Origin of the sequence: Kurthia huakuii LAM0618 (assembly GCF_000505545.1) — a bacterium.
Lineage (GTDB): Bacteria > Bacillota > Bacilli > Bacillales_A > Planococcaceae > Kurthia > Kurthia huakuii.
The window spans coordinates 105,895-131,096 of record NZ_AYTB01000013.1 but is presented as its reverse complement, the minus strand read 5'-3'; the positions used below and the strand labels follow the sequence as shown (position 1 = coordinate 131,096).

Here is a 25,202-nt window from a genome sequence, read left to right as displayed (position 1 = left end):
ATACTAGGGAGCGAATAAAAAATGATGACGAGATATTGTTGCTACACTTACTATACCCGTTCTTGTGAAATGTTTCTCAAACTTCCACTAGAACGCGTTTCGTTAGTATACTATAATGTTTTGCTGTTATTTTTATGACTTAAAATTTAAAATGTCGGATTGGCTTTTTAAGCACGTACTGCTAAAATTCTTATCCACCATGAAATAATACTATGCGATGGCATCATCGTAGCAGTTTTTTTCGTGGTGGATTTTTTTGTGTTTATAGCATTCCCCTATCATGCCATTTTATACCGGCTTGATAGCACGATTCAATTTTAAACTTGATTGCGCACTTTGGTGTGACTACTTCAAGCCTCATAACAAGACACTCAAATGCAGCGGCATTTGTAAAGGGCTTGTAGTTTTTACACTGAAGTCGCAAGAGAAGGAGGAGTTTCTTTTGACGGAAATCAAAATCAATGGCGTTCCTTACGACGTAGCAGAGGGAGCTACGATACTTGATACGATTAACGCAAACAACATCGAGCACCCACAAGTGTGTCATGTTGAAGCAGTCGATCCGATTCGTACATGTGATACATGTATCGTCGAAATCGACGGCAAATTAGTACGTTCATGTTCAACAAAAGCGGCGGACGGTATGGACATCCAACTAGCTTCATCAAAGGCGAAAGAAGCACAAACAGAAGCGATGGACCGCCTGCTTGAAAATCATATGCTGTATTGTACAGTATGTGACAACAACAATGGTAACTGTACGTTACACAACACCGTCGATATGATGGGCATTGAACATCAAAAATATCCATACACACCAAAAGTAGACCCGACAGAAGTAGATATGTCGCACCCATTTTACCGCTACGATCCAAACCAATGTATCGCTTGTGGTCAATGTGTCGAAGTGTGCCAAAACTTGCAAGTGAATGAAACATTATCACTTGATTGGGAAGCGGAACGCCCTCGCATTAAATGGGATGATGGTGCGGCCATTAATGATTCGTCATGCGTTAGCTGTGGTCAATGTGTCACAGTCTGTCCATGTAACGCCTTAATGGAAAAATCTATGTTAGGTCAAGCTGGATTCATGACAGGCATGAAGCAAGATATGCTAGACCCAATGATTGACCTTATTAAAGAGGTTGAGCCTGGTTATAGCGGCATCTTAGCGATTTCTGAAATTGAATCTGCAATGCGTAGTGAGCGTACGAAGAAAACGAAAACGGTTTGTACATTTTGTGGCGTTGGCTGTTCATTTGAAGTATGGACAAAAGGCCGCCACATCTTAAAAGTACAACCATCTGAAGGACCAGTAAACGCCATTTCAACATGTGTGAAAGGGAAATTTGGCTGGGACTTCGTCAATTCGGAAGAACGTATTACGACACCATTGATCCGTCAAGGTGACGAATTCGTCGAAGCAACATGGGACGAGGCGCTTGATTTAGTCGCGTCAAAACTAGGCGGTATTCAACAAACATACGGTCCTGGCTCAGTCGGCTTCATTTCTTCATCAAAGATTACGAATGAAGAAAACTACTTGATTCAAAAATTAGCACGTCAACTGTTTAACACAAATGACGTCGATAACTGTTCACGCTATTGCCAATCACCTGCCACTGACGGCTTAAATCGCACAGTCGGCATTGGTGGCGATGCCGGAACAATTAAAGATATTGCCAAAGCTGGTCTTGTCATTATCGTTGGGGCGAACCCAGCGGAAGGTCACCCGGTACTTGCAACACGTGTTAAACGTGCGCATAAATTGCACGGTCAAAAACTCATCGTTGCCGATATTCGAAAAAATGAAATGGCTGAACGCTCAGACATTCACATTCGACCAAAACAAGGTACCGACCAAGTTTGGCTGATGGCGGTCACGAAATATATGATCGACAACGGCTGGCACGATGAACAATTTATCAACGACAATGTCAACGACTACGAAGCATTCAAAAACGTATTAGAAAAATATACGCTTGATTATGCAGTACAAGAAACAGGCATTGCGAAAGAAACGATGATTGCTATTGCCGAAATGGTACGCGATGCAGACGGCACATGTATCCTTTGGGGTATGGGTGTGACGCAAAACACAGGTGGTTCGTATACATCTGCGGCGATTTCAAACTTATTATTAGCAACAGGAAACTACCGTCGTCCGGGCGCCGGTGCTTACCCATTACGTGGCCACAACAACGTACAAGGTGCATGTGATATGGGGACGCTACCAAACTTACTGCCTGGTTATCAAAAAGTAACCGACGACGCAGCACGTGCGAAATTTGAAGAAGCATACGGGGCGACAATCCCAGCTACTCCAGGTCGCACAAATCCTGAAATGCTGCAAGCAGCTGCAGAAGGTAAAATGAAAGCTATGTATATTGTCGGCGAAGATATGGCGTTAGTGGATGCCAATGCTAACCACGTCGATGAAGTATTAGCTCAACTTGACTTCTGCGTGGTAGAAGATGTGTTCTTATCACGTACAGCACAATATGCCGATGTCATTTTACCGGCATCGCCATCGCTTGAAAAAGAAGGCACATTCACCAATACAGAGCGCCGCGTACAACGTTTATACGAAGTACTACCGCCTCTAGGTGAGTCTCGTCCAGACTGGCGCATCGTCCAAGATGTTGCCAATCGTCTTGGCGCCAACTGGAACTACGAGCACCCAAGTGAAATTTATGCAGAAATGGCGAGCTTAACGCCGGTCTTTGCACAAAATAACTACGATGTCATGGAAGGCTGGAATAGCTTCGTATGGGGTGACCCCATTTCAGGCGCTAACACACCACTATTATTCGTAGATGGCTTCAATTTCCCAGACAAAAAAGCACGTTTTGCGCTCAATGACTGGGCACAGCCAGTAGAATATGAATGCCAATACGACTGCCATATTAACAATGGTCGTATGCTAGAGCATTTCCACGAAGGCAATATGACAAACAAATCAACCGGTATTCAACTGAAAGTACCAGAAATCTTTGTTGAAGTCTCACCAGAACTTGCGAAAGAACGCGGCATCGAAACCGGTGCACTTTTACGCCTCGTATCCCCTTACGGCGCGCTAAAAGTACCCGCACTTGTGACGGACCGCGTGCAAGGAAATGAATTATTCCTACCAATGAACTCAACAAATAAAGAGTCATCAATTAACTTCTTAACCGGTTCACAGGGCGACGCTAATACGCAAACGCCGGCTTATAAGCAAACGAAAATCCGCGTTGAAGTATTAAAACGAAAAGGGAAAAATCCACTTCCAGCAACAAATCCGCGTAATAAAAAACGTCACCCTCAAAATGGGGTTGAAGTACAGCGTAAATGGGATCGCCCAGGCTACGTACACTTAACGACCGAAAAAGAAGGAGTGTAACGTATGGCTACTCCGATTACAACGATTAAAAAAGAAGTGCTAACAGATGAGCAAATCGCCGCTCAAAAATTAGAAGAATTAAAAGCACTTGTGACCGATAACGAACAGGCTGTCGCGCAAATCTTTTCGATTATGGCTGAGCTCAACGACATCGGTGCCCTTGAAGCGGTGACAAAAATGCTGCAAGCAAAAGAAGAAATTGCCCATATTGCCCTTGGTCAAGTGACGCGCGAACCCGTAACAAACATGATGAACGTCATGTTAGGTGCTGCAGGAGCCCTAACAGCAATGGATGCTCAAATGGTCGCAAAATTAATGACAAGTTTAAACTCAGGTCTTGACGAAGCAAAACTAGCTGTCGAAGCAGATGAAAAAATGAGTATCTTCAAGTTGATGAAAGTCATGAATGACCCCGATGTCAATCGTGCAATGAACTTCGGCGTACACTTCTTAAAAGGCCTTGGTAAAGGATTAAAAGATTAAGGAGTCGAAACCGATGTTAACAGAACAAACGATAGTCAATGCCTTAAAAAATGTGGAGGACCCAGAACTTCACAAAAGCGTTGTGGAACTCAATATGGTACGCGATATTAAAATTGAAGGCACAGATGTCTCACTCACGATTGTCTTAACGATTCAAGGCTGTCCCCTAAAAGCGAAGATTCAACAAGACGTCGAACAAGCCATTACAGCATTAGGTGCCACACATGTCGCGCTAACATTTGGTTCCATGACAGACGCAGAGCGCAAGCAATTAACCGCTACGCTTAAAAATGAAAATACAACAGCAGAAGGTATGCCAACGATGCTACGTCCTGATTCAGGCGTGACATTTATCGCCGTCACTAGTGGGAAGGGTGGCGTCGGTAAATCAACCGTCACAATCAACTTAGCAGCAGCACTTGCACGCCAAGGCAAGCGCGTCGGTATTGTCGATGCTGATATTTACGGCTATAGCATCCCTACGATGATGAATATTGCCGAAAAGCCAACGATGATTGACCAAATGGCTGTCCCTGTTACGGCAGAGGGTGTCAAGGTCATGTCGATGGGCTTCTTTTCAAAAGATAATCAGCCCGTTATGTGGCGTGGCCCAATGTTAAACAAGTGGATCCGCAACTTCCTTGTAAACACTCATTGGGGCGAACTTGATTATTTACTATTAGATTTACCACCAGGCACTGGCGATGTAGCCATTGATGTGGCGGCAATGATCCCCCAAGCCAAAGAAATCATTGTCACAACACCACATAATGCCGCATCGCACGTCGCCTCTCGCGCAGGTGTTATGGCACGTCATACGAAACACGAAATTTTAGGTGTTGTCGAAAACATGGCGTTCTATGAAACACCAGACGGAGGACGCAACTATTTATTCGGGAAAGGTGGCGGCGAAGCGCTTGCAGGAGCTTTAGCCACAGAAGTCATCGCACAAATACCATTTGCGCAACCCGAAGAAAATACAGGCTCATCCGTTTATGACGAAGATTCGGTGGTTGGCGAAGCATTTACGCATCTTGCCGAAGATTTCATTTATCAGTAATACATCCCTACTTCTATTTATATCGAAAATTTACCCAAAAAATTCATCTATATATTGAACGTAAAAAAAGAGACGACTCTCACGCTTGTTGCAGCAAGCAGAGGTTCGTCTCTTTTGTGTTTAATAGCCCGCGCGTTTGAGCACTTGCATAAAGTAAAAGCGATACGTGTTTTGTACGAACGTCTCAAGTGGTAAGCCCACATCAAGTTGATACTTCGTAAAAATAAAGAAAAAACGCTTGTCCCAATTTTCACGTAGTAAATCGCCCGCTTGCTGTCCGTATTTCGCTTCAAACTCTTCGATTAATGGCTCAATCATCGCCACGCAATGATTTTTCAATCCTTCAAGCGCTTCGATGTCTTTGTCACGCTGAAAACGCATGAGCCAGTCTGTTATTTGTGCGTCCATATTCAAAAACCGTCCTTTTTCCTACGAGTTTCTTCCTATTATATAGCACCAAAAATTCATCTGGCTTTAGTCTACGCTTTTTTGCCGAGAAAGTCTAGGTTCGCTTTTTTAGGAACTGACCCACAAAAATGGGACAGTGAAAAAGACACTTCTTTTTAGCCGAATTTGACGGACGCTTTCCTGGGGCATGGCCGAAGCCTCCTCGCTCGCAAGCTCACTGCGGGGTCTTCTGCTCTGCTTTTCCCCTAGGAGTCACCGTCAAATTCTCGTTGAACCATCTTTTTTCGGTACGCAACTGAAGAAAGGTGGTTTAACGTTGCCAAAATTCGAGTATGATTATAGTAGTTGATGTATGCTTAAACGGTTTGAACGACAACGTCATTTGTTGTTCTTAAAAGCCCTTCAATATAAAACGTTTCACACTTTAAGCTGGCGTGGAATGTTCCAATGATGGCGTTATTAGCGGGCGTGCCTTTACGGGACATGCTCATGATAACGCCTTTTTCTTTGACTGCTTGCTGATACGCTTGCGATGTATAAACAGAATCTTAATCGCTGTGAAGCTATAAGATTTTGGAATTTTATAAATTTTTTTCTAGATGGTGCTTGTTTCAAAGGGAATCGTTCACTTAATTAATATCTTAATGATTGGAATAAAATTTACTTCATCACTTCCTTTTCGATTTGATGTACTTTTTTAGTAAGATATTTTGAATAGCTAACACTTCATTTTTAACCTTTAGCTACTCATGCCTTCTTCGTAAGGTCATTTACGATAGCTATATTGTTTGCCAATGGGCTGTTCTAATCGATGCAACTCCCCATCTTTAAACCATTTCAACCACTGATAGATTGGCGTTTCATTTTTAATCTCACATACATCCTTCACTTCTTTTGGTCAGTTCCCCGTGTCGCGCTACGCTTTTTAAAAATTGCTGTTCGGAAATTATGTAGCGCTCTATCGGTGATTAGAAATTCATTCGATGAAAACGATACCGGCTCTCAGAAATCGCTCATAAGCTCAGATAGCGTGCTTTCGATACGACATATTTCTAAATATGCGCCAGCACTAGGTGAATACGCTTACGAAAATGCTAATCATCCACTTTACTGCGACATTATCGCAAATGATTATGATATACGTGGCGATAGTTACAACAACTTCGTAACAACATCTTGCAAAAAGCGGACAAAAACTGCCCGTTACGATTCATTTTTGTCCCCTTTTATGCCGTTAATGGGCGATTTCCACACACGTCTGCACGCCGATCTAGCGCTGCGTGTCGCATTTTTGATTTTTTTGAATAAATGACAGCATTTCTTCAAAGGCCTTATTTTTCGTGTGGAAATGACCCGTCAGAGACGCAAAACAGCCCCTTTTTGGCTCATTTCGGGTGAAAATGGGCTGAAATCAGTTCTTAAAAATGGTAATGATATGCTTTTTATTAGTAAATAAAAATTTATGTTGACAATCTTTTGCACGATGCTTATTAAATTATATTTATTCTGTGCGTAAATAGCCCTTAATTGTCACTTATTATTAACTATGTTGTATCCAAAACACGCTTCTTGAGCTCATAGCGATTTTCTGAAGAGCGATTTGCGATTGTTGTTGTCACAAAAAAAGAGAGGATTCGCCAACGTATGACGAGTCCTCTCTTGTTATTTATGCAGCTTGTGCTTCTATTAATTGTTGTGCACGCGCTTTTAAAGCAATGATGCTATCTACTTCTGCTAATAATTTTGCCATCGTCGCTAATTCTTCATCGCTAATGCCGACTAATTCATCAAACATTTCAACTGACTCTTGTGAAATAAATGAAATTTGATCCATCGCCACAGTGATTTGTTGCGAGCTAGATGATAATTCTTCAGTGCTTGCTGATGAACTCATATTATTGTCAGCAATCACTTGTGTCGTTTCTAAAATTTTGTCGAACATAATAGCAATTTCAGACACTTTTTCATTCGTTACCGCAAATTCCTTTGTTCCTTGCTCCATTGAGTTGACAACACGCTCTGTCTCATCTTGAATACTTTTGACGATATTTGATACTTCAAGAGCCGAGTCACTTGATTGGCCTGCTAGCTTGCGGACTTCATCTGCTACAACCGCAAAGCCTTTCCCATGCTCACCAGCACGTGCCGCTTCAATCGCTGCGTTGAGTGCAAGTAAATTGATTTGCTCAGAAATTCCTGTAATCACTTTAACGATTGTACTAATTTCATTTGATTTTTCGCCTAACACTTTAATGCCATCAAAGGTTGTATTAATCGTATGATTAAATTTATCCATAATACGAATGGATTCTTTTAATTTCTCGTCGCCATCTTGTGTCAATTGTAGCGTCATATTCGATTGCTCTGAAATATCATTTGAACGAATCGATAGTTCACGAATCGCTTCATTAATATCCTTCATCGACTCGGTGCTTTCTTCGGTCGCTACTAATTGCTTATGAAGCCCTTTACCTACTTCATCAATCGCCGCACGTACAATATCCGCCTTTTCAACGGCATATTCACCTTGTTCTTTTAAGTTTTCACTTTTCCCATCAACATCATGTGTAAAGTGTAAAAAATTCTCTTTTTCAGTTATAGCTTGTTCAGATAAGTTTTCAACAAATGTTTTCATATTTGTTGTATCCATTTGTTTTGTCGTTAGTTGTGACACTTTTTCTAATACACTCGTATCTATTGTCGCCGTATTTCTTAATGCATTATACTTCAAGCCAAAATAGATTGTTGTGCATAGTAAAATCACTGTCAGTATTCCAAAGAATAACGTCATGTTGTTTCCTCCTTATAATTCACATGTAATAATATATGTACCATCCGCAACTTCCGCTGGGATCATGTTTAATTGTTCATTTGTCGCGTATTTATGCACGATATAGTCACCATGGCGGTCAACATACTTTGTCATCCCTTGATAGCGCTCTAACAGGCTCATAGATTTAGGATTCGTTGCTTCTGCTAACATCATCCGTAGCCCCGCCTCGCGCGCTCTTGTTGCTAATAACTCACTTAGCCCTTCAACCGCTTCATGACGGTGATGCGCTGCCATAATGCCTAATAGAAAAATATGCAAAATTTCACCATCGGCTAATTCTTTGCCGTAACGATGCTTGTAATCTTCTAAAAAGCGATGATCAATATCTTCTAACGCCTCTTGAACGACATTCATTTTTTCAAATGAACCACTAAAAATCGGCTCTCCATGAAGTTCAAAACGGTTGCTATCAGCTGCAAGTGCTCCGACAACTCGGCGCTGTTCGTCTAATGCTACCGCACAAAAACCTTGATCGACTACAGCTTCAATATACTCTTTACAAAATTGCGACCAATCTTCATATGTTAATTTTAACGAGCTGATCATCGGCTCTTGAACCCATTTACCAGCCACTTCAATGCCAACAAACGTGTGCCCAAAAACGGCGGCCGCTTGCTCGATCAAATCATGCTGCTCTTTTTCTAAAATTTCATAACTGTAAACATTTGTCACTGCTTGTATTTTAATCAGTCCTATTCTTTAAGGGTTTAAAACTTCACCAGGGAAATCCACCGTTGCGAGCGCATTACGTACTTGTACAAAAGAAATTTTAGATTTTGGCATAACAACACGTACTTTTTTAAAACCAAGCGTCGTATAGACCATCATCGTTTGACCAAGTTCAGCTGCTACTTTACGAGGAAGCGGCGATTGCTCGGTCGCATCGACAATCATCGTATAGCTATGTGTCGGCACTTTCTCCATGAGCGCATTCATATCTTCTAAATAATCTGGTACTATTTCATCACGAATAAATCCTAGAATTTCCACCCGCACTTCATTTTTCTGTTCATAAATAGACATTCGGTATCGCGGTTTTTCAACAAAAATCACGTTTAAACTCCTCCACATTAAACTAAAGCGTTTCAAACAACCTACACTTCTCAAACGCTTTAGTTTACTAGTATTATTTTACCTACAACCATATATTTTACTAGTATAAATAATTTAGCTAATTTTGTCGATAGTAGTTCTTTAGTCCATTTATATATCACACTTAAATTCCCTCTATATAACTGTATTACAACAAAAAAATCTCGATAATTCCATATTTCCTTTCAATTTCTTAAAATATATTGAACAATAGTTTTCGACATATAAGTTCCATATTTTAGAATATTTTAGAAGTTTTGCTATATTTTTAATACAAAAAAAGCTTAACGAATGAGATATCGTCAAGCTTTTATCAGTTTAAATAGTGCCGAGCAAATAGCGATAAATCGCTTCTGGAACAGGATTTGTTAAGGAAAAATTCAGCGTTACATACGGTTTCGGCGTTCCCTTATGTAACAACTGGATATTTTCAGCACTATTAACATTTGGCTTAGCTGTACCTAAATAAAAGAAATCTGTTCCTTCGCCGTCTTCTTTTTTAATGAAAAGATCAATGCGCAATGTTTTATCATGTAAAATTTGTGTGACTTGTTTTGAGTCAATGCGATTGTTTGGTCGCGTAAACCATTTGAGCGTAGATGAATTCAAAAACTCATCTTCATATAAAGTGTTCGAGCTTAATGATTCATCTTTGTGATACGTTATAAAGAGCGGACAAGTTTTTGTTGGCTCGTCAATTTTATAGCCATAAATTGTGGCTGACATATCTTTACGCCAATTCATTAAACGACAATAGTCCTTACGAGAATATTTTTCGCCTACTGTTAATCTTTTAGACGGATAGCGTGTAGATTTTTCGGTTGCACACGCTATAACGTCCTTGAAATAACGCATAAATTGTGGGTTTTCAACTGCTTCATTAAAAGCTGCTGTACGCGTATAGCTCGTGTCATTCACTTGAAGCATTAATGCATCCTCGTATTTTTTGCGATTTGTACTCACAAAGAAATCGAGTGTCAAAAGTCGCTCAACAGAAGCAATGGTCGCTTCATCTGCTGTAAGGCCTTGTTGTTGTAATTGTGCTTTATATGCTGTTTTTTCTACTACAGATTTTGTCGTTAGCGCTTCTAGCAACAATAATTCATGCAGCCGCTTGCCATCGATAAATTCTTGTGACAACAACGTCAGCATCGCATGTTGTGCCGCTGGTAATGGCTCCATATTTTTTTCTACATACATTAAAAATTCATGATAGTTATCCTTTTTCGTTAGTAATACTTCTGGGTCAATCGAATGCTGTTCGATAAAATCAATAAGCATCGGTGTATGACCAAGGCGATTGCGGAGCTGTTCAAATTGCTTCTTCATATCATATAATCCAATGAGCGTTTTTTGATTAATTGCTTCAAAAATACGCTGCTTCGCAATTTCTTCAAAATGAACGCTCGATACGCCTTTAATATACGTCATTTCCGTCGTATTGCGGCGTAAATTGTCCTTGTTGTACGTATTGTCTCCTGCAAGCGCCATCGGAATCATATAGTTGTTTTTGTAGTTGCCGATGAAATCCAAAATAACAACATAGTCTTTTGATGCGTGTTTACGCAACCCTCGACCAAGCTGTTGAATAAAAACAATGCTCGACTGCGTTTGACGCAACATGACGATTTGGTTAACTACCGGAATGTCGATACCTTCATTAAAAACATCAACTGTTAAAATATAATCAAGTTCTCCAGTTTCTAGGCGTTCAACTACTTGCTCGCGTGTAGTAATCGAATCCTCTCCGGTCAATGGCATCGTACGGTAGCCACGTGCATTTAGTTTTTGTGATAATTGCTTTGCCTCTTCTTTACGGCTACAAAAAATGAGTCCCTTTACCGATTCGCCAGCATGACCATAATATTCAACTTTTTCAATAATATGCTCAACACGTTCATCTAACATTAATTGATCGATCGACATCTCCTCACTCACAATATAATCATCACGTTCAAAATCAGTAACACCGAAGTAATGGAATGGACAAAGCATTTCTTCTGCTAATGCTTCTTGCAAACGGATTTCATAGGCCACTTTGTGATTAAATAGCTCAAAAATATTGAATTGGTCGGTGCGCTCTGGTGTCGCTGTCATTCCTAATAAAAACGCAGGCTCAAAATAATCAAGTATACGTAAATACGACGACGCACCGGCCTTATGTACTTCATCAATTAATATGTAATCAAACGCTGCGTGGTCAAAACGTGCCATATTTTCCGGCTTCGATAACGTTTGAACGGTCGCGAATAGATAACGTGCATTGATATCTTGTACAGTACCAGCAAACTTACCGTAATCTCCTTCATCTCCACCAAGCACCTTTTGATAATCGCGCATCGCTTTTTCTAAAATTTGCTCGCGGTGAACGATAAACAACATCTTTTTTGGTGCATATTGACGCACATCAAATGCCGATAAATAGGTTTTTCCTGTTCCTGTTGCCGATATGACAAGCGCACGTTTTTCGCCTGATTCACGTACTTCCTGAATTTTTGCGAGCGCCTGTTGCTGCATTTTGTTCGGCGTAACTGTCACATAATCAACTGTGGTCTCTGTTTCAAATGGTGCGCCAGCGGCTTCTGCTGCTTGTCCTGGCAACAGTGGAAATGGCGTAACTTTGCGCTTTGGCATCGGTTCATACGTTTGACGATAAAGTGCAATCCATTCATGCGATAAAATCGTTGCACCGTTCCACACATGCTCAAATTGTTCATTAAAACGCTGAATTAAATCACCTTGACTTAGCGAATTTAGCTTCACATTCCACTCATAATTTGTTTTCAACGCCGAATCGGTTAAATTGGAACTACCGACAATCAGCGTTTCATAGCTGCCTTGATCAAAAATATAGCCCTTCGCATGAAAGCCTGGAATAGTTGTTAAACGAACATCGACATTCGAAATTTTCATTAATTCATCAAATACTTTTGGATTATTAAACCCTAAATACGTAGACGTTAAAATACGCCCACGAACACCTTTTTTCGCCAAATCTTGTAAGACAGATTTTAACATCACAAGACCACTTGATGTAATGAATGCGACAGAAATCGTAAACGAACGACACGTTGTCAACTCCTGAAGCAGTGTAGGTAGCACTTGACCTTGGTCATTATTACTAAGTAACTTCGGCTGTAACCGTTCATTGGCGATAATGGACTCATTCATAAAGCCCTTTTCTAATGCTTCTGTTAATTGCTGGCGAACCTCCATAAAACCCCTCCTACTTCGTTAGTTGCTCTACTGCTGGAATATCAGCAGCGGCCCAATTTAGCTCCGGCATTTCCGCACGTGCTTTCCAGACTAATTGTGCGTGCTCCTTTGCAACGGGCGCCCCTTCTGTAATTGTTGCTTTATACGTTTCTAAACGTACAATCACTTGCTCATACTCATATGTCATATCTTCTACTTTTTCACCTACATGAATCACACAATCTAATTCTTCAATAATTTCACGCTTTAGTGCTTGCTGCGGTGTTTCGCCTTCCTCAATTTTTCCGCCTGGGAATTCCCATAAATTCGCAAGCGACATGACAGGGCTTCGCTGTGCGCATAAAATTTGTTGTACCTCATTTTCAATAACAGCTCCAACAACATGTACTTTTTTCTTCATGATTAGTCACCTCTACTCTAGTATACGAGTTTTGATGATTGATGTGGCGGTTGAATAGAGAATAGCATAAAGTTGATAGATTATTTTTTACAGAAAATGTATCCTTTGAAATAGGAGGCGATTTGCGTTGAAAAAAATGGTATTAGCGGAAACGCCTACATTAGGTATTAGGTCAGCCAAATCGGGTATTATATTTCCTCTAAAATAATGATTAAGAAAAAGAATGGTCAATATCTTTATCATTATTTCCTTCCAAAATCAGCTGGATTTTCACCTTTCAAATGTGTTTCCCATTTACGTACTTTGTCGTACGGGGGGTGCGTTTGAATATAATTTAGGGCTTTCTTCACTTCTACAGCCAATTCAGGACACTGTATTAAATCAAAGGTGGAATTAAGGCGACGATCACGAACCCATGCAATAGCCGTTTGCGAATCACTATAGATTGGTAAATTGCTGCGGTGTTTTTGTACATAACGAATTGCATGAACAAGTGCGACAAATTCACCTAAGTTGATACTGCCATTTGGGTACACCGGGGAATTATAGATGACTTCCCGGTCACTTAAAAATACCATTCGATATTCTGTTGGTCCTGGATAACCTTTCGTAGATGCATCTACACAAATGGCTTCTTCTACAATTTCTTCTGGTTCTTTTGAAACATCTAGTTCTTTAAATTGAATTTGTTGAGAGGCTTTTTTTGTGGGTGTTCTAGAAGGTTTCTTTGCAATTTCCTTGCCTTCTAAATATGCCTCCGCTTCTTCTCTTGTTTGAAACCCTTTAAACTTACATCCCGTAAAACCTTTTACTTGTTCATTGCATGTTGGCCATGAAGTATAGATGCCTGGAATACGCCCACGCTTAACAGCATAAAAATTTTTTTTTGCCATATGTATTTCCTCCTACAAATTAGTGCTAGTAAAAATTTAAATATAAAATGATACGATGATTTTTTACAAACTACTTAATTACACAATATTCAATTATTTATGATTATTCAAATACAAACAAGGCTTACACATATATATGTTATAATTGCAAAGCAGCAGAGCCTCTTGGAAGGGGGGGCGATTTATGGTACTTCTTATTGCGTTACTACTAATTGTTACGCCATTCCTATGCGTCCAAGTTGAACGTGTAGATGGCAAGCTAAAAGTAACGTCCGTTCACTTCGGGATCAATCGAGATAAAACGGAAAAAGAAAAAGACTCCAATCAAAAAGATTAGAGTCAGCACCTAAATCATTTGAGCTGCTGGTAACAGCTTAAGTGTACGACTTCTCACACACTTTTATTAATTGAGAGGTACGACACCGAAAGTTGGAGCTTTCAGTGAAGTCTGTTGCAAAGGTCGATGTTCGCGCATCGACCTTTTTCTAATTCTTATTATACTCGATTTCGCGGTTTTTTTCTATTAAAATCTAAACCAACATGTAGTTGATTTGTAAGCCCGAAATATAAAAAAACGCGCACCTTAACGGTACGCACAGCAAATAGCCGATTAGTCGAATGATTTTTGACTAAGTCGGCTATTTATTTTCTACAAGTGGCCTGAATATCTTCGGACCATGGTAGATAACGCTCTAAAATTTCTGGTTGCTGCTGAAAAGGCAGGTTCGGTAAATCTGTCATCAATTTCACCAAGTATTGATAGAAATCAATGCCATTGGCTTTAGCAGTTTCAGCAAGACTTAAACAAATGGCATTTGAATGAGCGCCTGCTTCACTGACAGAAAACAGCCAATTTTTTCGACCAATCACATTTGGACGAATCGCATTTTCTGCAGCGTTATTATCAATGGCTATATAGCCATTATCAAGGAATCGTTTTAATGCAACTTTACGATTCAATGTGTAGTCAGCAGCTTTAGCAAGTGCATTTTTTCCGAAGAACGGCGAACGATCCACCCATTCAAAAAATTCATCTACAATCGGTTTGGATTCTTGCTGACGAATTTTCACACGTTCTTCCGGTGAAAGATGCTTGATCTTACGCTCAATATGAAATAACTGATCGCAATATTGCACGCCTTTTCGACCATTGTTACTATCAGCCTTTAACCAATAGCGGCGGACATGGGCCCAACAGTTAGCGAACTGAACATCAGGCAAATGATTATAAGCTGAATAGCCATCACAAATGACGGTGCCCTTGAACCCTTGAATGAAATCTTCTAAGGTCGCACGACCACGAGACAATGCACTCTTAAACAAAATAATCACTGGGCCTTCACTTTGAACACTGCGAGCTACCCAGTTATAAGCATTTGATTGTGCTGGTCTTCCATCGGAACGCTTAAGAATTTGCGCAAAGGTTTCATCAATATGTAAAACGGATTTTGCTATTAAACGCTTTTTCATCAATTCGTACACTGGTTGCAGCCAATCTGTTGCTACACGTATTACCCAATTGGATAAATTTTTATCGTTTGTTAATAAGCCATGTCTTGACCATTCATTTACTTGACGGTAAAGTGGCAAATATTGCGCAAACTTATCATAAATAAGCTTTGCCAAAACAGTAGGCCCTGCAATACTTCTTTGAATTGCACCTTTTGGTGCTTGGCCGCGTTTAATTTGAGATTTTTTCAAAGAATCATTTTTACATAATCGACACTCATAGACATGCTCAAAGTACTGTACACGTTTTAGTGTAGCTGGTATAAATTTTGCTTCTTCTCTAACTAAGACAGAGCTAAATTCGACCATTGGTTCATGACAACAATCGCAAGATGAATCATTTGGATGATAATGAACTTCTTCAATTTCTATATGCTCTCCAAATGAATCATTACGTTTTTTATTTGTCTTTTTACGATTAACCGTATAACTAATTGTTTCGGTGCTTTTTTCTTCTGTCTGCTCAGATTCGTTAAAAGACGGATCATCCTCAAATAAAGAACCTTGCCCATCGGGCACTTGGTACTTTGATTTTTCTGATTTGGAACCGTATAAAGCTTTTGTTAATTGACGGACTTGTTCAGTCAACGCTTCAATTTGTTTAAACGATTGATCTAATTTCTGTGTTAATTCTTCATTCTGTCTGTTCGAGTGCGCTAGTTGAGTTTCTAAAAGTTGTATAATCCGTTCATTGTTCATAGAAGCGTTTTCCAAATCATTCACCACATTTCGTTCGGTATGTTGTGGATAATTATACCATTTTATACAAAGTAATTAAAAGACACCTTTTAAAGATTTTGTAATCGCCTTTGGCTGTTGTATAGATAACCCCTCTAATAGCCAGCGCAATTCTTGCTGCGAAAGGTTACGGACTTGTTGCTCATTTTTCGGCCATTGCAGACGACCTTGATCTAACCGCTTGTACAGTAAAGCAAAACCATCGCCATCAAAATAAAGACATTTATAGCGATCTTTGCTTGTACCCGAAAATAAAAAAATAGCATCGCTATATGGATCCAATTCGAATGAATCCTGAACTAAGGCCGCCAGGCCATCAATTCCTTTCCGCATATCCGTTCTGCCACAGACAATATAAATATTTTTTACCTTTGTGAAATCTGTTTTCATTTCAACACCAATCCTTTCAATACGGTTTGGACAAGGTGTGCATCTACGCCATTGAAGAAAGAGATTTCAACTGCTGCTGTTTTAATCACACAGGTTGGCTCGATTTTTTGTTGAGGCGAGGATCCCGGAGGGAGTTCTAAAGGGAGAGGATCTAAATGAACGGGGACGATAATTGGTTTGTTCGTAGACATAATAAAAGCACCTCCATTGATTGATACATTTATCGTATCGGAGATGCCTACAAGATTATATGCGTTATTTGATTACGGGCTTACGTTGATTTCCTTCAAAAAAATTCGTTGCGTTGTTTTAATGTTATACAAGCACAATTTCTTTTTCTTCTGCGTCTTCGTTTGTAGTTTGAATAGGTGCCTTTTGATACACAAATTTAAAGGTATTACCACTTGCGATAACATGGTCGATTTCACGATACATTTTTTCTGTTCCCGCTTCTCTCACACCCATCAACTCTGCCCAACCACGCGAACGCGTTAATCCAACAAATAATTGATTGCGTAATTTAATATCGTTTTCGTGCATCGCCACTTTTTCTGCTCCTACTACGTAAACCATATGCGCTTCATTCCCTTTTGCTTTATTCACAAATGAAATCGTCACTGCATCTTCTTCCCAAATCTTATCTTTATTTTGCTCTCTAAAATTAGGCGTTTTTAACACATTCATTTTGCTATTGGGCGAAATATAGAAGTTGATGCCCTTTTCTAAAAGTTTCTTAGCTATGGCCTCTCTAAGTGCATAATCATTTCCTAACACAACAATTAAAATATCTTTTGAAGGTTTAAGATGATCTTTCTTAATATTTTCTTTAATTTTATTCGCAAGGGCTTCTAGTTTTTCTTCGATGCTATCATAAGTAGAAAAATTCAAAACAGGTGCTTTCCACAAATGTGGTACTAAGTTTGGTGAATTACTTTCTGGGCGATGCAATTCAATTTCTTCACCAATACGGAAATTACCATTCAGCACTTTATAGCCGATATTTTGCCAATCATCTTTCGTCGTAATACCGCGTAGCATACCTTCTTCTCTTAGTAACCCCATACCAATCGCATGAGCAGCCGTTAAAATAGGCCCTGGTGTACGGTAACAGCGGTACATAATTTCACTTCGGCGAGACCCCCCTACATGGAATCCAGATACAAAGGTTTTAAATTTCTGATCATTCCCAAATAGCTCTTTCGCTGTCGGAATGGTTAAATTATCTAAACTTTGGCTTTCATCATATGCCCAAATTAATCGTTTGTCGGCACTATTTTCTGCTGCCTCTGTAATATGATTTAATACTTCATATGCTAGCCAGTAAAATGGCTGTTTCCCTTCAAACTTATAGTAATCATCCGCCATTAAGTCTTGCCCTTCATCAATTAGAACCGCATCAAAAAGGGGCGCCATATTCGGTTTTTCCTCTAATAAATTTTTGCAAATATAGCCCATTTGGTTGCCTAATCCTCGAATATTTTCCGCTTTGATATCATTTACAGCGAGCGGTTTCTTGCCATTCACTTCGCAAATATATCGGTAAAATCCTGGTCGATCTTTTGCACCCCACGCGTGCATAATTTTTAAGTTTTTTGCCACTTCATCATCATAACCAACGTCACCATCAGTATAATACTTTAGCCACTTGTCTACTTGCGTTACCATCGTGTCGTAAAGACTTCTCGAAAAGAACACTAATGCAATTTTCCAATCTGGATGTTTCAAATACATTTGCGCCGCCTTTTGACAAAGAATAACCGTTTTACCAGAGCCTGCAATGCCTCGAATACGTTGAGGACCTGGAGGAATAACCTTTCCTAATTCTTCTTGTTTCATATCAAGTTCATATAATTTTTCAGCCAACAAATTAATAATTCCTAGACGTGTCTCTTGATTTTTAGAGGCATGCGCAATTTCTTTTCGTTGCACAGGGTTACCTGCTAAAACAGATTTAATGGCACGCCATTTTTCCTCATCAACTGTATGACCTTTCATTAAATCAGGTGCTTGTTTGATTTTCTCAAGAATTGTTACTTTTCCTAATTGATCTCCAAAAATAATTGGTGGAATGGATGGCATTCTATCAAAACCATGATTTATCCATTCTTTTTCGGTAATATTAGGTAACGCAATTAGCGCTTTTGCAGAGATTTTTCTTCTAAGTATGCCTTCTTTATCAAATTTAGCTAAAATAGAAAAAACATGATCTTCTGCCTGTTGATAAGGCATACCATAATCTTCGTAAAAATCTTTATATTCCCAACGATGGCCATTCACTTCTAACAAATTATGTATTGTAAAAGATTTCACTTCCATGACAACGATGCCATATTCTTGATCTGCTATTAAAATGTCTGGTTCTTTTCTCGTTTCACCGACTTTAGAAAATAAAGGATATCTCCAATAACCTAAACACTCTTTATCAGAGTAGGCTCTCTTCACTGCTTCCCAAACTTTCAGCTCACCTTTTTCACCTGCTTTACTTAACGGCTCTGTCTCAATAAATCTTTTTTTCGTTAAAAGATTTGTTTCCAATGCTGTTACCACTTCCACGCCTCCAATATATGGTTTTTATTTAGTTAAATATAAAATATTAAACTAAATATATAGTACCATTAAAAAGGTAATTTTTTATTTATTTTGTTCATTCTCTATTTTTTCGTAAATAACGTACGTTAAAATTAGTTGGTCTTTACATTTGACATTTAAAAACGACGCTGAATCTATCCATTTTCGAGCCTGTCAAACGCGGCAATGGCGGCGTAAATATTCATAAATTCCTTTTGAAAAAAGCATCTCTAAAGTATGATAGTGATAAGAAAGGTGGAGAAATCATGCACAAATATATCATTTCATTGTTATTACTCTCTTCAGTGGCTCTTATGGTTGGACTTGGTTTAAAAAAAACGTTTGAACATGCTATGACTACAGCATATATTGTGGGTAGCTTATGTTCACTTTTTGTACTTTTCCTCGTATTTAAAAAAGATAGTTCAGAAAAAATCTCTTCTAGTAAATAAAAATGCCGAAGCAATGATCAAAACATATTTTAGGAATATTCTACTTCTCTTGATTCAATAATCAAGAATTTTTATGCTTTAAAAAATGAATCCACACATAAATAAACCCTACAATACTTAAAATACCGAAAGATGCTGTCAACGCATTTAATATACTGCTATTTTCTAAAAATACGCGTGCCAAAAATAAGAGAACAGAACTTATAAATAATGTGATAATTATTTTACTCAGAGATGCATTTAGTAAAATCATAACCACTAACACTAAAATCGAGCTGATTCCTATAATATTGACGAACATTTCGTTCCCCCCTCTATAAATTTTAATTTTTTTAATATATCATAATATTATTTTCATCACTATATAATCCAGAAAATGGTTACTAATATTCCATGTTTTCGACTTTTTGCGACATCCTGACATTATTAGATAGATGATTCAATCCGAACTTCGTCACGCGTCCAATGTCCATTCTAAATCTGTAAGGATTTCGAGGAGACAACGCAAGAGGAAGCGTTAAAAACATTCTTATCCAACGAAATATTCTTGTTCATTTGTATTCAAAAAAGCTACGACACCTTGATGGAACAATGGTCGTAGCTTTTTTCAGTTAATGTTATATTTTATACTTGTATAATGGCCACGAACTTTCGTTTGTTTCGGCATGTATAGGATTTACCTCTTCGGTACAAAGCAACTATCCTTTCTTCCACATACGTTTCAAATCGAAAAAACCAATTGTTGCACATATTATGACTCCTAATGATAGCAATGCGGACATAAACCAATTTTCTCCCCAGCGGACAACTAGAGTAAATAGGCAGCTTATTACAATCGCCAACGCAGCATAATTGTTGCGCCATTCCTTAAGCTTAGAATTTTTTTTATTACGCAATTATTCAAGCTCCCTCCTCCCTTTTAAAGTAAGTAAACTTCTGAGCTAATTGTTTAAATTCGTCGTTCTCGGCCATTGCAGGCTCTTTTTTTTTTAGTTTATTCTATTTTTTCTCCTGCAAACCCTCGCTCCACTACTTCCCTCAACTGCTGGCAAAACACCAGATTACGCTCCCCCGGTGTTAATGGTAATAGGCGCATCACCTGTTCGCGCAAGGCATCGGTTGAGCTACTATGCATGAATGGATAGACACCCCACGCTTCATCAACTGGATTACGATCAATAGAGCGACTCGTTGTGCCGTTTAGCTCAGCGGTGTTACTTTGCGTTGCGAGTGCATAGGCGGTGAGCTGCTTAAAGGCGCGGTCTAGCTCGCCGTCCATTTGGTAAATTTGTTCAAGGCGGCGGTATTTAAAATCAATAATATGTGAGCCTTTATATTGCTCGTGCTGCCAAAAATCAAGGCGGCAGTCTGGTAAATTGTTATGAAAGGTCGCAAGTGGCTTCAATGGCGTAATGTCTCGTTGATAGCGAGGCATTGCATTTTCAAAAAAGAGGCGGATGAGCTGACTTCCTTTTTCAAACACCATATAATTGGCCGCTTCGTTGTCAAACACAACACCTTGCTCATTATGCTCAAAACTCAAATGTTGCTGCGTCATCGTATAACCCATCGATACGAGCTGTTGTGCGACATATAAATAGCCCCAAATCTCATACAAATCGGCACTTTTTTTATACGACCGCACCTCCCCGTACACGACGTTTTCGCCGGCTTGCTTTCGTAGTTGACGATACTGCGCATAAATCGTCCGATACGCGGCCTGTTGCTGAAAAATAGCCGGTATAAGGGGCATACGCGGATAGCCGAGTTCTTGCACCCACGGCTCGGCTAAAAATTGCGCCGTCACTTGCAGCGCACGCATTAATAATCGCTTCTCGGCGTCATTTTTTGCAGCCGCTAACTGCTGCTTCATATACGCCTGATTGTATTTTACAAACTGTTTAAGCCACTCATTTTCAAGCGTTTGGCGATTTAACACATTGCGCGGGACATAATGCCGCGTTTCCTCGGGATGAGTCGCTGCATAAATTGCCGTCCGAAAATCGGCACCGCGCGCGTCTGTCGTAAGGGTGTACTGGCGCTCTAGCTGCTCAAATGGATACTGCAAAATCGTCCGAAAAGCTTTTTCATAGCGCGCATCTGGCATCGTTTTTTTAACGAGTGCCCGCTTCTTTTTACTGTAGCTCATACCTTTCATAAACTGCTCGATATCGGCAATCATTTGTTGATGGCTTTCGCCGTAAAGCTTTGAATCAACATGCAGTGAAAAATAATGCGTCGTGTCATCCGCAAGCACACATTTCGCCTCATAGCGCCCGTATGTAAATGGATACATCTGATTTTGCTTAAATTCATACAAGCAGTACGGCTCACTACGTGGTGCAATATACGGCTCGCCCTGGTCATCAACAAAATAGTTCAGTGTCGTTTCTTGTAGTTCATTCAAATAAAGACGGCTACCAGCAGGTGCATGGAAAACGATCTGCAACGCAACATTTTCTTTCAATGTCACGCCCACCTCGTCGGTCATCTCTTGCGGTGAGGTGTAAAATGCGGTGACTGGTAAATGCTGTTCAGATTCAATAAATGTCACACTAAATGCTGTAGCCATAGCGTGCTAACTCCTTCGCCTTCTCTAAAATCGCCGCGCGTGTTTTCGTAAAGGGTGATAAATAGCCATACACATCTAATATGTCTGTGAAGCGGCTTTCTTTAAGCGTCGCTGTCTGCACCTCATACTCTCCAACAAGAGGCAATAGCAATGCCTCATCACCGCGCAGTTTCGGAATAATGCGCGACACAAACTGCTCATCGAGGGCATCGGCACGACTTAACTGCTGTGCAATCACCTCATTGTACTGCAGCATATAGTGATTTATTTGCTTCACTGTACGCGGGCCAAATCCTAAGCTATCCGCTTCCTTTTGCATTTCTTGCTGCACATTCCATAGTAGTGATAATTCACCTGGCTCCAATGCTTGTTGCTCATGCACCGCAATCCAGTCTGTTAACGAAAATGCTTGCGCCGGCGCTGCGCTAAGTGTTGCTTCGCCAAAATCCATGGCCATAAAATCAGTTAACGCCAACTGAATCAACGTTGCGCGGTCGAGCACTTTATTACTTAATTGATGCGTACTCTCATCAAAATTAACGGTCCCAACAAAAATAATGTTGCGACGAAGCTGAATTTTTGCTGGATACTGCGCATTGTTCGTAAAGCTTTCTTCAAACGCCGTATTATAAAGCTGAATAGCACGATTCGGGTCCTCTTCACCAAGCTCAAGCACCGCTAAAAACTGCGCAAAATAATGTTCAATTTTCGCTAAATTCATTTCATCAAAACAAACAATATGCGTCTCATCAGGATGTTCCTCGGCATGTTTTAACACGTCTAAAAAGTTATTGGCAGCCGGCATATAGCAGTTATTGACAACGTCTGCATAACCAATTAAATCATGATCGTCAAGCCATGCAGGGGATACCGGAATGAAGCTAAATTGCTGTTCGCTAAGGCCAAGTGCTTGCGCATACGTCGTCACAAGACGCGATTTACCGGTGCCACTCATACCACCTAAAATAACGAGACCACCTGCTTTCATCGCTGTATGAAAATGATACAAATCTTGCGTATTATACTGCAATTGTTGGCGCGCCGTTTCAGCAATAAAATGCGTCATAAAATCTTGCTCGGACGTATTGTATTCGATAATTGGTGCGGCAAGGGGTTCTACTACGCGTTCTGGAAGTTGCATAAGACGAAGTAGCCCGCGTTCATCAAGTGGCTCCTCAGTCGCTAAAATATCGTTAATAATCGATGCCACGTGCGCCGATTCAAACGCCACTCCTTCGTATAAAAACATCTCCGCAAGCAAATCATCGGACACTTGTGTGATGCGTAACTCGCTGTCTTGTAAACGATAGCGGAAGCCACCGTATGTATGGTCTTGCGCCTCAATCAAGCCGAGTGCAAAATACGTGTGATCGGCACGTTTAAACAATAGATGATGCGGATAATCCATGCGGTCTGTCGACACGTAGTCATTTTGCCCAACATGGCGATTTTTCATTAAATTTTGCGCAAACTCCGCTAACGTTCCATGGACTTCTTCTTGATAAATCGGAATGGGCACATAATGCGGCGCCATTTCTTGTTTTCGTGGACGCATGTCAAGTGCATTCACGTTATAATACGGGCCATTTTTTGTCGCTTCAAATAACAGCACCGTTCCCTCTAAATAGTCGTAGGCATGCTGAATACGCTCGGCATCGCTCAAATGCGACATATCTTCAAAACCGATGCCCTCTAACGCATGACGAAACGTACATAAATAACTATCATTCACATAGCTTTTCGGCGTATCTGATAGCACTTCTAAATACACTTGAATTTCATCTTGCGTGTTGACATTAATACTCGCGCGGTCGCCTCGCACTTGTCCTAAAATATAACCTTTAATCGTTTTCATTAACATTTATCGTTCCCCCATTAATTGTACAAGTTCTAGTACTGTTTTTACGAATGTCACCGCCGCGACTGCCTCAGCCGTTGCAGCGCGTTCAAAAGCTTGGCGTTCGCAGCGCAGTTCAAACACGACAGCGAGCTTATAGTGGTCAACATCTGCAATAAATTGCGCCATTTCTGCCGTATCATAAATTTCAATATTGGCCTTTTGCGCATCTGATAGGCTGTGGAGTGCCCCTTTTGGATCGCCTAAAATCGCCATATGCCCGGTGCGCGGTTTGTCGAGCACTGCCGTTGTTAGTGCCTCTGCTGTAACGCGTGGCTCGTCGGCAATAAACGTAAATTTTTGCGTTGGTGTGCCAAGCTGATTTTCTTGCATTTGCTTTGCTAATTGCTCTGCTAAATTTTCTCGTATCGGCATGTCCTGCGTTTGGACGTCAACTGATACTGCAAGTGCCTCTTCATATTCTTGCTCTCGTTTCCTTAAATTGTATAGTTCCTCATTCAACGCATCGCGCTCTTTCTCTAGTTCCCTTACATCGCGCTGCAAGCTGTCTCTTTCTCCAACCGCCGCAACTCGCGCCTGCTTATCCGCTTCCCATGCTTCCTCACTTGACGCAATCGTCGCTTCTAATTGTTTCACTTTCTCACAGAGCGCAAAGTTGTCCTTGCGTTTTTCATCCTCGGATTTTTTTGCTTTTCGCACCTCTGCGTTCGCTTCAACACGCTCTTTTGTTAAGCGTTCCTTGTCTTTTTTCAACGCTTTATTTTCTTTTTCGAGTTTTTCATATTTTTTCAAGCGTTGCTTACAATCGTCTAGTTGCTGTTGGAGCTGCTGACATTCTGTTGTTGTATCGCTTGCTACTTCTTCTGTTGTTGTCACCGCGTACTGTTCATACAATGCATACGCCCCGGCGAAATCTTTGTTTAAAAATAGTGCTAACGCTAGCTCCTGCACAGCCTCACCTTTATGGTCCTTATAGCGCTGATGAATAGCTGCAATTTTTTCCTCTTTGTTTAACTGCTTATCATCGTTTGACGCTGCGTAATACCAATCAAAAACGACGACTAATTCATCTTTTACCGCATGCGAAATTTTAAATGGCAAATTCTTTTTTGACAGCGTCATCATTCGTTGTTTGCGTAACGGTGACGTCATCGTTTTATCTTTCATTCCTTTTTTGAACGTTTTATAATTTTGTTCCATAAAAAGTTGCTCAATTAAAAAATTCGGCGCTGCATCTAAAACCCATAATAAAAAATCTCGTTCATACCATTTTTCTTCAATCATTTGGGATGTCATCATTCATCTCTCCTATTCATGTTTCCTCTATTCTATTATAGTAGCTTTCCTG

Annotated in this window: 23 protein-coding genes and 1 pseudogene; 6 read left to right on the top strand and 18 right to left on the bottom strand. The window is 40.1% G+C overall.

Annotated features, from left to right (window positions below):
• Window positions 1-442: 442 nt before the first annotated feature.
• The 3 genes from fdhF to V514_RS0110435 are packed head-to-tail and all read left to right on the top strand — an operon-like array spanning window position 443 to window position 4,925.
• On the top strand, window positions 443-3,382 hold the full coding sequence (gene fdhF / locus V514_RS0110445) for a formate dehydrogenase subunit alpha (RefSeq protein ID WP_029499893.1): 2,940 nt from the start codon (window positions 443-445) through the stop codon (window positions 3,380-3,382).
• Window positions 3,383-3,385: 3 nt separating this feature from the next.
• Window positions 3,386-3,865, top strand: coding sequence for a DUF1641 domain-containing protein (locus V514_RS0110440; RefSeq protein ID WP_029499892.1), 480 nt, complete (start codon window positions 3,386-3,388; stop codon window positions 3,863-3,865).
• Window positions 3,866-3,878: 13 nt separating this feature from the next.
• Window positions 3,879-4,925, top strand: a complete 1,047-nt coding sequence (locus V514_RS0110435) for a P-loop NTPase (RefSeq protein ID WP_029499891.1) — start codon at window positions 3,879-3,881, stop codon at window positions 4,923-4,925.
• A 120-nt stretch (window positions 4,926-5,045) separates the two neighbouring features.
• Here V514_RS0110435 and V514_RS0110430 read toward each other — a convergent pair whose 3' ends face one another.
• From V514_RS0110430 to V514_RS20760, 4 genes and pseudogenes are all read right to left on the bottom strand, one after another.
• On the bottom strand, window positions 5,046-5,333 hold the full coding sequence (locus tag V514_RS0110430; protein WP_029499890.1) for a hypothetical protein: 288 nt from the start codon (window positions 5,331-5,333) through the stop codon (window positions 5,046-5,048).
• Window positions 5,334-5,578: 245 nt separating this feature from the next.
• Window positions 5,579-5,683 (bottom strand): hypothetical protein, encoded by a 105-nt coding sequence (locus V514_RS20915; protein WP_152528975.1) that lies wholly within the window; start codon window positions 5,681-5,683, stop codon window positions 5,579-5,581.
• A gap of 9 nt (window positions 5,684-5,692) precedes the next feature.
• Window positions 5,693-5,878: pseudogene (locus V514_RS20955) on the bottom strand (IS3 family transposase); the annotation flags it as partial.
• Between the two features lie 221 nt (window positions 5,879-6,099).
• Window positions 6,100-6,222 carry a hypothetical protein gene (locus V514_RS20760; RefSeq protein WP_268744214.1) on the bottom strand — a complete coding sequence of 41 codons (123 nt, stop codon included), beginning with the start codon at window positions 6,220-6,222 and terminating at the stop codon, window positions 6,100-6,102.
• A 75-nt stretch (window positions 6,223-6,297) separates the two neighbouring features.
• On the opposite strand from V514_RS20760, the gene V514_RS20220 reads away from it, so the two are divergent.
• Entirely contained in the window at window positions 6,298-6,645 is a 348-nt protein-coding gene (locus tag V514_RS20220; protein ID WP_152528967.1) for a hypothetical protein, read from the top strand.
• Window positions 6,646-6,999: 354 nt separating this feature from the next.
• On the opposite strand, the gene V514_RS0110425 is transcribed toward V514_RS20220, so the two are convergent.
• From V514_RS0110425 to V514_RS0110395, 6 genes are all read right to left on the bottom strand, one after another.
• Complete coding sequence (locus tag V514_RS0110425) at window positions 7,000-8,124, bottom strand: methyl-accepting chemotaxis protein (protein WP_029499889.1); 1,125 nt, start codon at window positions 8,122-8,124, stop codon at window positions 7,000-7,002.
• A 12-nt stretch (window positions 8,125-8,136) separates the two neighbouring features.
• Window positions 8,137-8,838: a hypothetical protein gene (locus V514_RS0110420; RefSeq protein WP_235073273.1), complete on the bottom strand. Its 702-nt coding sequence runs from the start codon at window positions 8,836-8,838 to the stop codon at window positions 8,137-8,139.
• A gap of 27 nt (window positions 8,839-8,865) precedes the next feature.
• A complete protein-coding gene (locus V514_RS0110415) occupies window positions 8,866-9,219 on the bottom strand; it encodes a hypothetical protein (RefSeq protein WP_029499887.1) in 354 nt (117 codons plus the stop codon).
• Window positions 9,220-9,576: 357 nt separating this feature from the next.
• The gene (locus V514_RS0110410; protein WP_029499886.1) at window positions 9,577-12,474 is read right to left on the bottom strand and encodes a DUF3427 domain-containing protein; all 2,898 of its coding nucleotides are present in this window, start codon (window positions 12,472-12,474) and stop codon (window positions 9,577-9,579) included.
• Between the two features lie 10 nt (window positions 12,475-12,484).
• Window positions 12,485-12,874 (bottom strand): (deoxy)nucleoside triphosphate pyrophosphohydrolase, encoded by a 390-nt coding sequence (locus tag V514_RS0110405; RefSeq protein WP_029499885.1) that lies wholly within the window; start codon window positions 12,872-12,874, stop codon window positions 12,485-12,487.
• A gap of 242 nt (window positions 12,875-13,116) precedes the next feature.
• On the bottom strand, window positions 13,117-13,767 hold the full coding sequence (locus V514_RS0110395; RefSeq protein WP_029499884.1) for a ribonuclease H1 domain-containing protein: 651 nt from the start codon (window positions 13,765-13,767) through the stop codon (window positions 13,117-13,119).
• 184 nt (window positions 13,768-13,951) lie between these two features.
• Here V514_RS0110395 and V514_RS20400 point away from each other — a divergent pair, with 184 nt between their 5' ends.
• Window positions 13,952-14,104 carry a hypothetical protein gene (locus tag V514_RS20400; RefSeq protein WP_161630191.1) on the top strand — a complete coding sequence of 51 codons (153 nt, stop codon included), beginning with the start codon at window positions 13,952-13,954 and terminating at the stop codon, window positions 14,102-14,104.
• A gap of 305 nt (window positions 14,105-14,409) precedes the next feature.
• Here the strand turns inward: V514_RS20400 and tnpC are convergent, their stop codons facing one another.
• The 4 genes from tnpC to V514_RS0110370 all read right to left on the bottom strand — a co-directional run bounded on the left by tnpC (window position 14,410) and on the right by V514_RS0110370 (window position 18,951).
• Window positions 14,410-15,990, bottom strand: a complete 1,581-nt coding sequence (tnpC, locus tag V514_RS0110385; RefSeq protein WP_029499883.1) for an IS66 family transposase — start codon at window positions 15,988-15,990, stop codon at window positions 14,410-14,412.
• 60 nt (window positions 15,991-16,050) lie between these two features.
• A complete protein-coding gene (gene tnpB / locus V514_RS0110380; protein WP_029499882.1) occupies window positions 16,051-16,404 on the bottom strand; it encodes an IS66 family insertion sequence element accessory protein TnpB in 354 nt (117 codons plus the stop codon).
• Window positions 16,401-16,595, bottom strand: coding sequence for a hypothetical protein (locus tag V514_RS0110375; protein ID WP_029497974.1), 195 nt, complete (start codon window positions 16,593-16,595; stop codon window positions 16,401-16,403). The genes tnpB and V514_RS0110375 overlap by 4 nt, the downstream gene beginning before the upstream one ends.
• A 124-nt stretch (window positions 16,596-16,719) precedes the next feature.
• The gene (locus V514_RS0110370) at window positions 16,720-18,951 is read right to left on the bottom strand and encodes an ATP-binding domain-containing protein (RefSeq protein ID WP_029499881.1); all 2,232 of its coding nucleotides are present in this window, start codon (window positions 18,949-18,951) and stop codon (window positions 16,720-16,722) included.
• A 236-nt stretch (window positions 18,952-19,187) separates the two neighbouring features.
• Here V514_RS0110370 and V514_RS0110365 point away from each other — a divergent pair, with 236 nt between their 5' ends.
• Window positions 19,188-19,424 carry a hypothetical protein gene (locus tag V514_RS0110365; RefSeq protein WP_152528966.1) on the top strand — a complete coding sequence of 79 codons (237 nt, stop codon included), beginning with the start codon at window positions 19,188-19,190 and terminating at the stop codon, window positions 19,422-19,424.
• A gap of 61 nt (window positions 19,425-19,485) precedes the next feature.
• Here V514_RS0110365 and V514_RS20395 read toward each other — a convergent pair whose 3' ends face one another.
• The 4 genes from V514_RS20395 to V514_RS0110340 form a co-directional block, all read right to left on the bottom strand.
• The gene (locus tag V514_RS20395) at window positions 19,486-19,725 is read right to left on the bottom strand and encodes a hypothetical protein (protein WP_029499879.1); all 240 of its coding nucleotides are present in this window, start codon (window positions 19,723-19,725) and stop codon (window positions 19,486-19,488) included.
• Between the two features lie 693 nt (window positions 19,726-20,418).
• The gene (locus V514_RS0110350) at window positions 20,419-21,996 is read right to left on the bottom strand and encodes a nuclease domain-containing protein (RefSeq protein ID WP_029499877.1); all 1,578 of its coding nucleotides are present in this window, start codon (window positions 21,994-21,996) and stop codon (window positions 20,419-20,421) included.
• A complete protein-coding gene (locus V514_RS0110345) occupies window positions 21,980-23,857 on the bottom strand; it encodes an McrB family protein (protein ID WP_029499876.1) in 1,878 nt (625 codons plus the stop codon). The genes V514_RS0110350 and V514_RS0110345 overlap by 17 nt, the downstream gene beginning before the upstream one ends.
• Window positions 23,858-25,153, bottom strand: coding sequence for a hypothetical protein (locus V514_RS0110340; RefSeq protein ID WP_152528965.1), 1,296 nt, complete (start codon window positions 25,151-25,153; stop codon window positions 23,858-23,860).
• Between the last annotated feature and the right edge of the window lie 49 nt (window positions 25,154-25,202).

What these genes read in the sequence shown, in the direction of transcription:
- V514_RS0110435 (WP_029499891.1), top strand. Translation starts at nt 3,879, where the DNA reads ATGTTAACAGAACAAACGATAGTCAATGCCTTAAAAAATGTGGAGGAC.
- V514_RS0110395 (WP_029499884.1), bottom strand. Translation starts at nt 13,767, where the DNA reads ATGGCAAAAAAAAATTTTTATGCTGTTAAGCGTGGGCGTATTCCAGGC.
- V514_RS20395 (WP_029499879.1), bottom strand. Translation starts at nt 19,725, where the DNA reads ATGTTCGTCAATATTATAGGAATCAGCTCGATTTTAGTGTTAGTGGTT.
- V514_RS0110425 (WP_029499889.1), bottom strand. Translation starts at nt 8,124, where the DNA reads ATGACGTTATTCTTTGGAATACTGACAGTGATTTTACTATGCACAACA.
- V514_RS0110410 (WP_029499886.1), bottom strand. Translation starts at nt 12,474, where the DNA reads ATGGAGGTTCGCCAGCAATTAACAGAAGCATTAGAAAAGGGCTTTATG.
- V514_RS0110350 (WP_029499877.1), bottom strand. Translation starts at nt 21,996, where the DNA reads ATGGCTACAGCATTTAGTGTGACATTTATTGAATCTGAACAGCATTTA.
- V514_RS0110340 (WP_152528965.1), bottom strand. Translation starts at nt 25,153, where the DNA reads ATGATGACATCCCAAATGATTGAAGAAAAATGGTATGAACGAGATTTT.
- V514_RS20400 (WP_161630191.1), top strand. Translation starts at nt 13,952, where the DNA reads ATGGTACTTCTTATTGCGTTACTACTAATTGTTACGCCATTCCTATGC.
- V514_RS0110440 (WP_029499892.1), top strand. Translation starts at nt 3,386, where the DNA reads ATGGCTACTCCGATTACAACGATTAAAAAAGAAGTGCTAACAGATGAG.
- V514_RS0110375 (WP_029497974.1), bottom strand. Translation starts at nt 16,595, where the DNA reads ATGTCTACGAACAAACCAATTATCGTCCCCGTTCATTTAGATCCTCTC.
- V514_RS0110430 (WP_029499890.1), bottom strand. Translation starts at nt 5,333, where the DNA reads ATGGACGCACAAATAACAGACTGGCTCATGCGTTTTCAGCGTGACAAA.
- tnpB (WP_029499882.1), bottom strand. Translation starts at nt 16,404, where the DNA reads ATGAAAACAGATTTCACAAAGGTAAAAAATATTTATATTGTCTGTGGC.
- V514_RS0110405 (WP_029499885.1), bottom strand. Translation starts at nt 12,874, where the DNA reads ATGAAGAAAAAAGTACATGTTGTTGGAGCTGTTATTGAAAATGAGGTA.
- V514_RS0110345 (WP_029499876.1), bottom strand. Translation starts at nt 23,857, where the DNA reads ATGTTAATGAAAACGATTAAAGGTTATATTTTAGGACAAGTGCGAGGC.